Origin of the sequence: Streptomyces sp. NPDC056948 (assembly GCF_042674225.1) — a bacterium.
Classification (GTDB): domain Bacteria; phylum Actinomycetota; class Actinomycetes; order Streptomycetales; family Streptomycetaceae; genus Streptomyces; species Streptomyces purpurascens.
The window spans coordinates 1-11,807 of record NZ_JBHUQX010000302.1 but is presented as its reverse complement, the minus strand read 5'-3'; the positions used below and the strand labels follow the sequence as shown (position 1 = coordinate 11,807).

Annotated in this window: 15 protein-coding genes; 12 read left to right on the top strand and 3 right to left on the bottom strand. The window is 69.8% G+C overall.

From position 1 onward, the window contains the following. Window positions 1-43: 43 nt before the first annotated feature. A complete protein-coding gene (locus tag ACFTZL_RS31275) occupies window positions 44-1,078 on the bottom strand; it encodes a helix-turn-helix domain-containing protein (protein ID WP_382589392.1) in 1,035 nt (344 codons plus the stop codon). Between the two features lie 89 nt (window positions 1,079-1,167). Between ACFTZL_RS31275 and ACFTZL_RS31270 the strand changes: the two genes are divergently transcribed. From ACFTZL_RS31270 to ACFTZL_RS31255, 4 genes are all read left to right on the top strand, one after another. Beyond that, complete coding sequence (locus tag ACFTZL_RS31270; RefSeq protein ID WP_382589390.1) at window positions 1,168-2,973, top strand: ABC transporter ATP-binding protein; 1,806 nt, start codon at window positions 1,168-1,170, stop codon at window positions 2,971-2,973. Beyond that, window positions 2,970-4,685: an ABC transporter ATP-binding protein gene (locus ACFTZL_RS31265; protein WP_382589387.1), complete on the top strand. Its 1,716-nt coding sequence runs from the start codon at window positions 2,970-2,972 to the stop codon at window positions 4,683-4,685. The genes ACFTZL_RS31270 and ACFTZL_RS31265 overlap by 4 nt, the downstream gene beginning before the upstream one ends. 949 nt (window positions 4,686-5,634) lie before the next feature. Beyond that, the gene (locus tag ACFTZL_RS31260; RefSeq protein ID WP_382589384.1) at window positions 5,635-6,294 is read left to right on the top strand and encodes a hypothetical protein; all 660 of its coding nucleotides are present in this window, start codon (window positions 5,635-5,637) and stop codon (window positions 6,292-6,294) included. 4 nt (window positions 6,295-6,298) lie between these two features. Then, window positions 6,299-6,757, top strand: a complete 459-nt coding sequence (locus tag ACFTZL_RS31255; protein WP_382589382.1) for a hypothetical protein — start codon at window positions 6,299-6,301, stop codon at window positions 6,755-6,757. A gap of 78 nt (window positions 6,758-6,835) precedes the next feature. Here the strand turns inward: ACFTZL_RS31255 and ACFTZL_RS31250 are convergent, their stop codons facing one another. Continuing rightward, on the bottom strand, window positions 6,836-7,405 hold the full coding sequence (locus ACFTZL_RS31250; RefSeq protein WP_382589379.1) for a GNAT family N-acetyltransferase: 570 nt from the start codon (window positions 7,403-7,405) through the stop codon (window positions 6,836-6,838). Beyond that, window positions 7,402-8,169, bottom strand: a complete 768-nt coding sequence (locus ACFTZL_RS31245; protein ID WP_382589376.1) for a GntR family transcriptional regulator — start codon at window positions 8,167-8,169, stop codon at window positions 7,402-7,404. The genes ACFTZL_RS31250 and ACFTZL_RS31245 overlap by 4 nt, the downstream gene beginning before the upstream one ends. 413 nt (window positions 8,170-8,582) lie before the next feature. On the opposite strand from ACFTZL_RS31245, the gene ACFTZL_RS31240 reads away from it, so the two are divergent. From ACFTZL_RS31240 to ACFTZL_RS31205, 8 genes are all read left to right on the top strand, one after another. Continuing rightward, on the top strand, window positions 8,583-8,759 hold the full coding sequence (locus ACFTZL_RS31240) for a hypothetical protein (protein ID WP_382589373.1): 177 nt from the start codon (window positions 8,583-8,585) through the stop codon (window positions 8,757-8,759). A gap of 150 nt (window positions 8,760-8,909) precedes the next feature. Further along, window positions 8,910-9,179, top strand: coding sequence for a DUF6284 family protein (locus ACFTZL_RS31235; protein ID WP_382589371.1), 270 nt, complete (start codon window positions 8,910-8,912; stop codon window positions 9,177-9,179). Next, window positions 9,176-9,622 carry a Pycsar system effector family protein gene (locus ACFTZL_RS31230; protein WP_382589368.1) on the top strand — a complete coding sequence of 149 codons (447 nt, stop codon included), beginning with the start codon at window positions 9,176-9,178 and terminating at the stop codon, window positions 9,620-9,622. Before ACFTZL_RS31235 ends, ACFTZL_RS31230 begins: the two co-directional genes overlap by 4 nt. Beyond that, entirely contained in the window at window positions 9,619-10,740 is a 1,122-nt protein-coding gene (locus ACFTZL_RS31225) for a conjugal transfer protein (RefSeq protein WP_382589365.1), read from the top strand. Before ACFTZL_RS31230 ends, ACFTZL_RS31225 begins: the two co-directional genes overlap by 4 nt. Beyond that, window positions 10,740-11,084: an RRQRL motif-containing zinc-binding protein gene (locus tag ACFTZL_RS31220; protein WP_382589362.1), complete on the top strand. Its 345-nt coding sequence runs from the start codon at window positions 10,740-10,742 to the stop codon at window positions 11,082-11,084. Before ACFTZL_RS31225 ends, ACFTZL_RS31220 begins: the two co-directional genes overlap by 1 nt. Window positions 11,085-11,086: 2 nt before the next feature. Further along, window positions 11,087-11,404 (top strand): hypothetical protein, encoded by a 318-nt coding sequence (locus tag ACFTZL_RS31215; protein WP_382589359.1) that lies wholly within the window; start codon window positions 11,087-11,089, stop codon window positions 11,402-11,404. After that, window positions 11,401-11,577 (top strand): pRL2-8, encoded by a 177-nt coding sequence (locus tag ACFTZL_RS31210; protein ID WP_382589395.1) that lies wholly within the window; start codon window positions 11,401-11,403, stop codon window positions 11,575-11,577. The genes ACFTZL_RS31215 and ACFTZL_RS31210 overlap by 4 nt, the downstream gene beginning before the upstream one ends. A gap of 2 nt (window positions 11,578-11,579) precedes the next feature. After that, a complete protein-coding gene (locus tag ACFTZL_RS31205) occupies window positions 11,580-11,774 on the top strand; it encodes a hypothetical protein (protein ID WP_382589356.1) in 195 nt (64 codons plus the stop codon). The last annotated feature ends 33 nt before the right edge of the window (window positions 11,775-11,807 follow it).

Sequence of the window (11,807 nt, the reverse complement as noted above, 5' to 3'; positions counted from 1 at the left end):
GGGCCAGGAGGGTGAAGGGGGTCTCGAGAGGCACCGGCCGCCGTCAGCCGGAGCCCCCCGCATCGGCGGCGCGAGCGGGCCGCCGGCCCGGGTGACAGGACCGTACGTCCGTACTCCGCCCGGGAACCCGCCCACCTCGGGCATCTCCGCCGGCGGTCGGCGGCGGTGGCCGGTGCGGCCCGTCGAAACGGGAGGCCGGGGCATCGCCCCATCGTGCCGAGAGGCGCGGCACATGGTCCACCCACGCCAGGTCGGCCTTCGCGACGAGCGACTGGCCGGCCACGGTCGCGGGGGTCACACCGGTGAACGCCACGACGTCCCGGTGCAGATGCGACTGGTCGGCGTAGCCGCAGTCGGCCGCGACGCCGGCCGCCTCCTGGCCCCCGGCCAGGCGGGTGGCGGCCCAGTCGAAGCGGACGAGCGTCACGGCGCGCTTGGGCGGCAGGCCGAGCTGCGCGTGGAAACGGGACCACAGGCGCTTGCGGCTCCAGCCCAGCTCGTCGGCCAGCCCCTCGACCCGCACCTGGCCGTGCCCGGCGACGATACGGTCCCAGGCCCAGGCCAGTTCCGGCTCGATGGCGGGCCCCGCGGCGGACAGCCGGGCGAGGAACGCTTCGACGAGCGCGAAGCGTTCCTCCCACGAGGCGGTCCCGGCGAGCTGCTCGCGCAGCCGGGCTGCCCGCCGCTCTCCCCACAGGTCGTCCAGGGCCACCACGGAGCTCTCCAGCTCGGCAGGGCCCACGCCCAGCACGGCGCGGGCGATGGCGGGCGACAGGCGCACCTGCATCCACTCGACGTTCGCGGCCCGCACCCGCGCCGCACCGCCGACGCCGAACCCCAGCCCGGTGACAAGGCTGCCGCGGTGCTGCCGCCCCGTCGGCTCGTCGATGCCGAGCGCCGCCTCGCCGCAGGCCAGCGCCAGCGTCAGCACGGGGTGCGGGTCGAGCCGGTGGTCGACCGGAGCCGGGCCGCAGGCGCGCAGCCCCGCCAGGACGACGCCGGGTACGCGGCCGGGCCGGGCCGGGCGCGTGACCTCCCACACGGGGGCAACGGCGCGTCGGCGCACGGCAGTTGACATGCGTCCATGCTACGGGCCCGCCCGAACGGAACATCCGAACGGAACATTTCTTCAATCCAGCGGGCCGCAGCCGCGGCGAAGGTGAGCGCATGACTTCCACCGGAACCACCGCGCCGCCACCACCGGGCGTGGCCCGTCTGTTGCGCCCGTACGCGGGCGGCTTCGCCGTCGTCGTCGTCCTTCAGGTCATCGGCGCCGTCGCCGGCCTGGCGCCGCTGCTCGCGGTCGTCGAGCTCGGCCGTACGCTGCTGGCGCCGGGGCCGGCCGACGACGGGCACGTGCGCGACGTCGTGCTCGCGGGCGCGGCAGGGCTGCTCGTTCGGCTGCTGTTCACGGCCGCCTCGTCCGGCGTCGGGCACCTCCTCGACACCCGGGTGCAGCTGTCGCTGCGCCGGCGACTCGCCGCACGGCTCGGGCGGGTGCCGATCGGCTGGCTGGCGCGGCGGCGCAGCGGGGAGCTGGCGAAGCTGGTGGGCGAGGACGTCAGCGCCGTGCACCCGCTCATCGCCCACACGCCGGGCGAGCTGGTCTCCGCCTTCGTGGTGCCGCTGGTCTCGCTCGGCTACCTCTTCACCGTGGACTGGCGGCTGACGCTGATCACGCTGATCCCCGTGCTGCTGGCGGTCGCGCTGGTGCCACTGATGATGACCCCCACACGGCTGCGCGAGCAGAAGGAGTTCGACGCCGCCATGGGGCGGATCTCGGCGTCGGCGGTCGAGTTCGTGCAGGGCATCGCGGTGGTGAAGGCGTTCGGCGGGTCGGAGCGGGCGCACGGCAAGTTCCGTACCGCGGTGGGCGACTTCACCCGGAGCTTCTACCGGATGGTGCGCGGTCTTTCCGGGGTCGCCGCCGGGATGCAGGTGGCGCTGTCGCCGCCGTTCGTGCTGCTGGCGGTGCTGGCCGGCGGCGCGTACCGGATCACCGGGGGCGGGCTCGCCCCGGCGGACCTGCTGCCGTTCCTGCTCCTCGGCCTCGGACTGACCGCGCCCGTGGCCGCGCTCGGGCACGGCTTCGACGACCTGCAGACCGCGCGGCGCGCCGTCGGCCGCATCCGGGACGTACTCGCCGAGCCGTCGCTGCCCGAGCCCGTACGGCCGGTGGCGCCTGAGGGACAGCGGGTCGAGCTGCGGGACGTCCGCTTCGGGTACGAGGGTGCCGCGGCCGGGCGCGAGGTGCTGCGCGGGATCGACCTGGTGCTGGAGCCGGGGACGATCACCGCCGTGGTGGGGCCGTCCGGCAGCGGCAAGTCCACGTTGGTGCGGCTGCTGCCGCGGTTCTACGATCCGACGCACGGCTCCGTGCTCCTCGGCGGCGTCGACCTGCGCGAGGTGGGCAGCCAGGAGCTGTACCGGCGGGTGTCCTTCGTCTTCCAGGACGTCCGGCTGCTGCGCGCCTCGGTCGCGGACAACATCGCCCTCGCCGTCCCGCACGCCGACCGCGACGCCGTTGTCCGCGCCGCCCGCCGGGCGAGCATCCACGACCGCGTTCTCGAACTGCCCCGCGGCTACGACTCGGTGATCGGAGAGGACGCCCGTCTCTCCGGCGGCGAGGCGCAGCGCGTCTCGATCGCCCGCGCCCTGCTCGCAGACGCCCCCGTCCTGGTCCTCGACGAGGCCACAGCCTTCGCCGACCCCCAGACCGAGCAGGCGGTGCGCGAGGCGCTGACGCAGGACCGGGAGAAGCGGACGACGCTGGTCATCGCCCACCGCATGGAGACGATCGCCGACGCCGACACCGTCGTGATGCTGCGCGACGGCGAGATCGTGGAGCGGGGCACGACCGCGGAACTCCTCGCGCGGGGCGGTGCGTTCGCCGAATTCTGGAAGATCCACGCCGGTGCCGGTGCCGGTGTCGGTGCCGGTGCCGGTGTCAGGGAAGGGGAAGAGGCCCGATGATCAGCACTTTGCTGCGTGTGCTCGGCGACGAGTACGCCGGGCCGGTGCGCCGCACCGTCGCCCTGATGACGGCGACCGCCCTCGCCGAGGGACTGTCGTACGCACTGCTGGTGCCCGTGCTGCGCGCGCTCTTCGGCGGCACACCCGAGGACGCCCGTCCCTGGCTGGCGGCCTTCGGCACGGCGGTCGCGGTCTACGCGGTGCTGCGGTACGTCAGCGACCGCTCCGGATTCCGCGTGGGCACGACGCTGCTGCACGGCATGTACGAGCGCCTCGGCGAACACCTCGCCCGGTTGCCCATCGGCTGGTATCAACCCGGCCGCACCGGCGAGGTGTCCGTCCTCGCCAGTCAGGGCGTGTTGCAGGCGATGAGCGTGATCGCGCACCTGCTGGCGCCGTTCATCTCCGCCTGCGTGACGCCGCTGACGATCGTCGCCGTGATGCTCGCCTTCAACTGGCAGCTGGGGCTCGCCGGCTTGGCCGCCGTGCCGTTGGTGGCCGCGATCCAACTCCGCGCAGCCCGCGCGACGACGGCGACCGACACGGAACGAGTGGAACGCGAGCGCGAGGCCACCGGCCGCGTCATCGAGTACCTCCAGGCCCAGCCGGTGCTGCGCGCCGCCGGCCGCACCGGCGAGCGATTCGTGTTGCTGGACGACTCCCTGAAGGACTTGCGCCGCGCCTCGCGCCGCTCCACCCTCTCCGCGCTGCCAGGTGTGCTGGGTCTCGCGGTCACCGTGCAGGCGGTGTTCACCGCGCTGCTCGCACTGGGCGCGTACCTCGCCCTCGGCGGGAACATCGGCGCGGCCGAGGTATTGGCAATCCTGGTGCTCGCCGCCCGCTGTGCCGACCCGCTGCTGTCCCTCGCCGAGATGAGTGGCGGCATCCGCGCCGCCCGCGCCGAACTCACCCGCCTCGACGACGTCCTCACCACCGAGCCGCTGCCGGAGCCTCGCACGCCGCGCGAACCGTCCTGCCACGACGTCGAGTTCGACGCGGTCACCTTCCGGCACGGCGACCGCGTGGTCGCCGACGGGGTGACGCTGTCCGTACCCGAGGGCGGGCGGCTCGCCGTCGTCGGGCCTTCGGGCGCGGGCAAGACGACGCTGCTGCAGCTGCTCGCCCGCTTCTACGACGTCGACGCTGGCGCGGTGCGGATCGGCGGCGTGGACGTACGGGAGATGGACACCGCGGCGCTGATGGCGCGGATCGCCATCGTCTTCCAGGACGTCTATCTCTTCGACGGCACGATCGAGGAGAACGTGCGCCTCGGCCGCCCGGACGCCACCGACGCCGAGGTACGGGCCGCGGCCGCCGCGGCCCGTCTCGACGAAGTGATCGAACGGCTGCCCGGCGGCTGGTCGGCGGACGTGGGCGAGGGCGGGGCGCTGCTGTCCGGCGGCGAGCGACAGCGCGTTTCCATCGCCCGCGCGCTGCTGAAGGACGCCCCGATCGTCCTGCTCGACGAGGTCACTTCGGCCTTGGACCCGGTGAACGAGGCGGCCGTGCACGCCGGCATCGAGGAGCTGATGGCGGGCCGGACCGTGGTGCTGGTGGCGCACCGCATGGCGACCGTGCGCCGGGCCGACCGCGTCGCCTTCCTGGACGCCGGGCGGGTGATCGAACAGGGCAGCCACGAGGAACTGCTGCGGCGCGCCGGCCGGTACGCCGCGTACTGGGACCTGTCCCTGACCGGGGCGGCGCGGGACTGAGACCGGCGTCCTCGACGAGACGGGCTTGGGCTCGGGCTCGGGCTCGGGCTTGGGGAAGACTGCCCACAGCTCGGAGACGGCACCCACACCGCGTACGAAACGCGGGCTGCTCGAGTAGCAGGTGTGCGCCGGACATGGCAGGCCGCTGCCGAATGTGGACGCCAAGCTGCCCCGGACCATGATCGGCCCGGGGCCTTTGGCTGGTGCCCCCGGCAGGATTCGAACCTGCGACACCCGCTTTAGGAGATCACCCGGGCGTTCCGTTGGTCAGCGGTTTGTCTGGTCCGTCTCCCGCGAAGGGTATGTGGCTGATCTTCCCGGTGCGGCAACGTTCGCTGGTGTTGCCGTCAAGGACTGCCGTCACTCCACCGCTTCCCTCGGCCCGCCCCAACCACCGTGGACCACCACCTGACCTGCGGAAGGTAGGCAGAGTCGCAACTCCGTCGACTCACCTGGCCAGAGGATGGCCAACGACCACGCGAATGTCTAGATGACGTGGGAGCCACCTCCTGGCCGCTCCGTTCACTGCAAGAACTGTCACGACTGTTCACGTAACCGTCATACTGGGGTGACGTACAAGGGCTGGGCGCACACCAGGGGGATGGTGGGTGGGGGAAGAGCTGCTACCGCGTAGCCACAAGGACAAGGTCGTGCGCGATGCCCTGATGGCGATCATGGGAGGTGGAGGATGGTCTTTACGGAAGGGTGGCCACTGGGGGTTGCTTACATGTGATGCCGGCTGCCACCGCATATCAGTCCACGGGACGCCGCGCGTCTCACAGCGGCACGCTCGTGACCTGCTGCGCGAAGCGCGGACTTGCCCGCTGCCGGACGACGATCCCCGAAGCGTCAAGCGTCCAGATGGCTGACATCCCGCTTGACGGCTACCCAACGGGGTAGATTACCGTTGACGAGTGTCAACAGGTTCCATCGACAGGGGGGTGTGCCGATGACGACCTACGCGCTGAAGTTCGAGGCCGAGTTGCCAGACGTCGTGGACGCTTGCGAAGCAGCGTTCTACGAGCACTTCGACGGTCTCATCTCGGAGTCCTACGGCCGGTTGCTGATCACCGTGTACATGGATGGCCATGAGAACGCCGTTAGCGCAGCGAAGTGCGCCGCTATGGAGCTCAGGCGTAAGCTGGACATTTCGGTACGGCGCACAGATCGTGACTTGGTCGACGCATCTGAAATCTCGCGACGAACAGACCGAAGTCGGGAAAGCGTTCGTCAGCTCATAAACGGAGAGCGCCGCAGGGGAACGCCATTCCCCAAGCCCGTCGCCGCACCCAATGGAAAGCGACTATGGGAATGGGGCGTCGTAAATGAGTGGCTCAGGCTGAATGTCCCGGAGGGTGCTGATCCCGAGCATCACCTAAGTCGCGACGAAATGACTGTCGTGGATGGCTGGCTCCTTCGATGGAACACATTGCCGCGCGATCAGCATGTGCGGTCTGAGTTTCTCGAAATCGTTGCTTCTGTAAGTGCACACCGAGAACTTCACCGCCGTCCGCGGCCAGAGAGCGAGGCTTGGGTTTCGTCCTGGAACGTACGTGAGCAGGTTGTGCAGACGGAGTCCCGGCCAGCCTCAACTCCGAGCCGGGGTTGAGGCAATGCCTTTCGTGATCATTCAGCCGAAAGACATGGTAGAGCTGATCGCCCCAGTCGTCCAGCATGCGAAACTCGTGGACGTTCGAGTATTTGAGATTCACGGGGAGGTGCTGGATCCTGCGGCCGCGGATGAGCTGGCGCCTATCGAGGACCTAAGCGCTAATCTGACCATCGGGCGCGGCGAAGAAACCCTCATCTATCGCCTCAAATTTAATTTCACAGTTAAAGGTAAAGGCGATGAAGACGCAGTTCGCATTTCTCTGGAGATCGGCGCACTGTTTGACTTTCCCAATGAGGGAGAACCTGGAGGTGATGTCGACAGCGAAGCACTCGCCGCCTTCGGGCGCACTACTGTGCAAATGGCGGTTCACCCCTATCTGCGCAGCGCAGTCGCTGACCTAACTCTTCGGCTCGGCTGTCCGGCGGTAACTCTGGACCTTATGACGTTGGTGGAGGAATAGGTTGTTAGCTGCAAGTCAAAGCACTGCATCAGTGGCAGCAGCGTTGATGAGGTGCGTCGGTCACCACGCCAGCACAGCTCAAGCTGCGTGCGGGAGCAGTGCGGGTGCCGGCGTGTAGTCCGTGAATCCGTGATCTGCGGCCCGTGCGGCCCGCTGTGCGAGCCATCCGGAGACCCTGGGTCCTCCATTCACCGCCGTTCCCTCGCGAACCGTGCGGACGTACGTGAACCCATGCTCAAGGTAGTACCGCTGAAGCCTTTCGTTCGTCGTCCAGGCGTCCAGTCGAATCCACTGGGCACCGGCACGGTGCGCGCGGTCACCGGCCCAGTTGAGCAGGCGTCCGCCGAGGTCCTGTCCGGAGTACTCGCGGGCAACAGTGAGCTTATTGATGAACATCGACGGCTCGGCCAGCTCCTCCTGAGTCCACAGGCCCTCTTCGGCTTCCGGGGTGAGCGTGATCGTGCCGGCGGTCGTGTGCCCGTCGCGGAGCATGAATACCGTGCCCGCTTCGATCGTGGCAAGCAGCTTGTCAGCCGGGTACGGACGGCTCCACTGGTCGGAACTGAGACCGCGCAGCCAAGCTGCTGCTTCCTCGCGGAAGCTCAGCAGCTTGGACACGTCGTGCGGTTCTGCGTGGGTGATGATCACGTGTTCTCACTTCGGGCGCCGATGTCGCCGATCTCGTAGTTCATCCTGTTTAGGTCACCCCGGAATGTAGTGATGGTGCACCGGATGACGCGGTCGGCTGAGTAGCCCGTCCGTGTCCACAGCAGCACGGGCACGCCAGCTCCGATCTCCAGGAGCCGCGCCTCCTCCGGCGTAGGCATCCGCGTTGCGATCTCGTCGAAGTAGCCGATCTGCTCGATGCCGCTGGCGGCGAGATACCTAGTGGTGCCTTCTCCGATGTCCCCCGGCTCAGCCAGGCGCGGGCGTTCTTCGATCAACCAGGCCGGGTAGTAGGTCGCCTGCGTGGACCACGGCACGTCGTCCACGAAGCGGTGACAGAATCGCAGAGCGGTCTTGCTCCCCTCGGCGACCTTCAGCCGTGCTGAGATCTCTGCCGGAGCAGGCAGCATCTCGACTCGAAACGTCTGATGCGGTCGGCGTCCGGCGTTCGTCACGTCGGTGTTGTAGGCATCCCCGTTCTGGGGGAATGTCAGGTTCTCGAAGCGCGAAGCGTTGAGCTGGAAGACCTCGTGCGATCGAACCTCGTAGCCCAAGCCCTGGCTCGACGTGATCAGCCCCTCGCTGACCAGCAGGGCAAGCCCCGACCGAACGGTGTTGCGGGACGCATCGAAGCGGGCCGACAGCTCGCTCTCGGAGGGCAACCGTCGGTCGTGGTCGAACGCGCCGTTCACGATCTCGCGGCGTAGGGCGTCGGCCACCTGTCGGTACTTCGGCTGCTTGCTCATGCAGCCATCATCGCGCACTCGACCAACTTGTTGGTACATGCGGCCCTCAATCCCTTGACGACTCACTGTCCGCGGGTGCAGCATCACTACATCAGCTTGTACCAACAAGTTGAGCAAGCGGAGCAATCCCCTTGAGTTGTTGGAGTCTGCACTGAAGGCGCCCGGTGAGCCCCGTGAAGACGGGAGCCCCTGAACTGGGGTTACCGCACTCACTGTGAGCGGTCGTTGCTTGAGAACTGCATAGATGGGCCCCGTCTCCCTGAGTTGAAAAGACGGACTGCGCGGCCTCCGCCGCGCCTCGACCTCTCCACAGCTCGTCTGCTGCGGGCCGGTTGCCTCCGCTGCTCGTCTCGCACGAGCAGCGCTGAGGGGAGCCGGGATGGTCCCGTTTCCATCGCCTGAGAGGACTCATCGTGGCCTACAAGGCTCGCGTCACGCTGGACCACAACAGCCGCAACAGCTACTGGATCTGGGTTTGCGCTTGCGGTCGCGAGAGCGGCCCGATCACCGCCCGGTCCACGGCCATCGCCCGCAAGAACGCCCACGAGGCGGAGCACGTCCGCCGCGAGAAGGCCTGGCGCCGCTCCTAGCTCGAGACCGACTGCCGATCGGGCCCCCCGGGCCGCCGTCTGCGGCCGTCCGCGCAGTCGCACAGCACTTTCCCCCATCAGCGGCGCGCCCCCGGTGCTGGAACACCGGGGGCGCTGTCGGGCCGTACCTGTGAGAGGACACACGACCCAATGAACACCATCGTCACTGTTCAGGAAGCTGTTACCGCGTTCGCCGACTTCATGGAGCCGACGGACGCTGAGCTGGACGCAATCGAGCAGGAGATGCCCGTCATCCTGGCGGACGTCGAGTTGCTCGACGCGCAGATCATCACGCTCGACCGCATCCCGACCGAGCTGGACAACCGGCGCCTGCGCCGGGCCCGCCGCCGAGCGCTGGCCGCCCGTATCGCCCTGGCCAACCGCACCACCGCCGCGACGGTGCCTGGCGGTGCGGCATGAGCGCCGCCGTCCGGAGCCTGAAGGACGTGCACGCCGAGGTGAAGGCCGAGATCACTCGGACCGACACCAAGACCGGTCTTCTGCTGGCGTTCGTCGGCGCGGTCCTCGCCGGCACGTGGACGGTCGCCCGCGACCTGCCCCTGACCCTCCCCGCCTACGTGGTGGGTGGAGTCGGGATGGTGCTGCTGGTCGCGGCGGCCGGACTGCTGCTGCGTTCGACCCGGCCGAACCTGCGCGGCCGGCACGGGTTCCCGCTGTGGGCCACGCTCACCGCCGAGGAGATCACCGACGCCGTCGCGACCGACCTGGCCGCCGACATCGCAGGCCTGTCCCGTCTCGTGGTCACCAAGTTCACGTGCCTGCGCCGCGCGGTCGACCTCACGCTTTCCGGCGGTGCCCTGCTCATCCTGGCCGCCCTGCTCGCCGTGGGGGGTGCCTGGTGAAACGCACGAAGCTGACGCGGGTTCAGGTCGGTGTGCTGGCAGCCGCGTTCGTGCCGATGCTCGCCACGGGCGTGTTCGGCGGGATCGGCACCTACAGCAACATCGGCCACTCCTACGGCAAGGGCACCGCGCTGGGAGCTCTCGCGGCTGGTGAGGGTGCGACCGCCGTGCTCGCCCTGGTCCTGCTCGGGCTGACCATGCTGGGCCAGTCCTCCCCGCGCATCGTGCGCATCGGGCTGTGGGCGCTGCCGGCCGCCGCCGCCGTCATGGGCGCCATGGCCGCACCCGATCCGGGCCGCACCGTCATCTACGCCCTGACCCCCATGGGCATGTCCGTCTCGGCCGAGGGCATGGCGTTCCTCGCCCGGCGGATCGTCGTCCACACCGACGGCCGCGACGCCGAGAACGAGCGCCGCACCGCCGACCTGGTCCAGGCGCTCGCCTACCACCGCGCCCGCGCCGCCTCCCACCCCAGCGGCCGGGTCCAGTGGTGGTCGGAGCGTAAGTCGTGGCGGCTGGCCCGCAAGGTCGGCGTCGGCGACACGGCACTCGGATCGAGGCTCCTCGATGTGCAGCGCGATCGAGTGACCGCCGGTGCAGATGCCGCGCTCGGCTCGATGTTCGGCGGCATCACCCCCACCCCCGCCCTCGATCCCGCCCTGGTCGCGAATGCGGAGGAATCCACCGAGACCACAATGAAACGGTCTACGGCTGAGCTGCGGGAATCGACCCCGGACCCGGTAGTGACGCTGACCCGTCTGACCGTGCCGGATCCGGTCGCCGTCGACCTGGGCAAGTCGATTCCCCCGCTCAAGCCCGTGCCCGCGATCCCCGCCCCGATCGAGCCCCCGGCCACCACGCCCGCGCGGCGGGCCGTGGCTGCCGAATCGACCACCCGGCGCCGGGCAACCGGTCGACTCCCCGAGGTGGCCCGCTCACCCCGGCCCAAGCGCACCCCGGATGAGTTGCTCGCCGAGGCACGCCGGGCGACGGCCGACTGGCCGGACGCGAAGGTGACCGCCGAGGGCATCCGCCGCGCGATCCACACCTCACCGGCCAACGCCCGCAAGCTGCGTGACACGTTGCTCGCCGAGCGCGGCACGGCTGCGACCACCTGATGGGGGCGCTGCCGGTGTTCCGGTGGCGCCTCGCCCCGGACGGATACGCCACCCGCCGCCAACTCCGGGCACGCGGTCTGCGCCCCGGCGGACAGGACGTGGCCGCTCAACTCGAACGACCGCGCCGCCGCCGAGGGCCGCTGGTCGCCTACCTCTACCGCGTCGACGACGCCAAGCCGGTACGCCCCATAACGCCGGCGAAGTGGGCGGCCCTGGCCAAGGCCAACGCCGCCCGCCGCACCTGCCCCGAATGCGGCATCGATGCGGGCTACGTCATCCCCGCCTCGCTCGGCATGTGCGTGACCTGCGCCTTCCCCGAGCCCGAGTCTCTGAGGAGTGCTTGACCATGGGCAAGCCCGACACCCGCCGCCTGGACCGCGAGATCCAGCAGACCACCCGCAAGCTCGAAGCCGTCCAGCAGCGCGAGCTGTGGCCGCTGAACGGCCCCGAACGACGCGCGATCATCGCCGCGATGGCCGGCGGCTCCTACCGCGTCGTACGCGGCCGCAGCACCGACCGCGCCGAGCGCCGACTGGAGACGGCGTGGAACTCCGCCCAGACCCGGCTCATCTCCGAGCTGACCGCGCTGCAGACCGAACGGCAGCGCACCGTCAACAAGCACACCAAGGCCAAGGCCGCCAAGAAGTCCTCCGGCTGGTGGTGACCGTGCCCGCGACGCAGACACCTCCGGGTGAGTGCCCGCAGTGCTGGCAGCACGCCCACGACCGGCGCGCCCACCGCCACCTCGGCCCGCGCGAGGACTGCCCGCAGTGCGTCGACCACCTACGCAACGGCTGCCCGTACCTCGTGCCGAAGAAGTCGTCGGGCTGGTGGTGAGCGTGCCTCGCACCGCACGCGGGACCGCCCCGAACTCGCACTTTCACTGCCCGGACTGCGGGCCGCTGGTGTTCGGCGTGACCCGGGCCATCTGCGGCCACGTCATCCCCGCTCCGGTCGTCGGCGATGGCCCGGAACGCAAGTGCCCTGCCTGCAAGGCGCAACTGCGGGCCCACCAGGCCACCCACCGCCGCTGATCTCGCGTCGGGGCGGCCAACCCTGCCACGGAC

Bases quoted from the DNA above. Each gene is read 5' to 3' on its own strand.
- ACFTZL_RS31275 (WP_382589392.1), bottom strand. From the start codon at position 1,078: ATGTCAACTGCCGTGCGCCGACGCGCCGTTGCCCCCGTGTGGGAGGTC.
- ACFTZL_RS31270 (WP_382589390.1), top strand. From the start codon at position 1,168: ATGACTTCCACCGGAACCACCGCGCCGCCACCACCGGGCGTGGCCCGT.
- ACFTZL_RS31265 (WP_382589387.1), top strand. From the start codon at position 2,970: ATGATCAGCACTTTGCTGCGTGTGCTCGGCGACGAGTACGCCGGGCCG.
- ACFTZL_RS31260 (WP_382589384.1), top strand. From the start codon at position 5,635: ATGACGACCTACGCGCTGAAGTTCGAGGCCGAGTTGCCAGACGTCGTG.
- ACFTZL_RS31255 (WP_382589382.1), top strand. From the start codon at position 6,299: ATGCCTTTCGTGATCATTCAGCCGAAAGACATGGTAGAGCTGATCGCC.
- ACFTZL_RS31245 (WP_382589376.1), bottom strand. From the start codon at position 8,169: ATGAGCAAGCAGCCGAAGTACCGACAGGTGGCCGACGCCCTACGCCGC.
- ACFTZL_RS31235 (WP_382589371.1), top strand. From the start codon at position 8,910: ATGAACACCATCGTCACTGTTCAGGAAGCTGTTACCGCGTTCGCCGAC.
- ACFTZL_RS31230 (WP_382589368.1), top strand. From the start codon at position 9,176: ATGAGCGCCGCCGTCCGGAGCCTGAAGGACGTGCACGCCGAGGTGAAG.
- ACFTZL_RS31220 (WP_382589362.1), top strand. From the start codon at position 10,740: ATGGGGGCGCTGCCGGTGTTCCGGTGGCGCCTCGCCCCGGACGGATAC.
- ACFTZL_RS31215 (WP_382589359.1), top strand. From the start codon at position 11,087: ATGGGCAAGCCCGACACCCGCCGCCTGGACCGCGAGATCCAGCAGACC.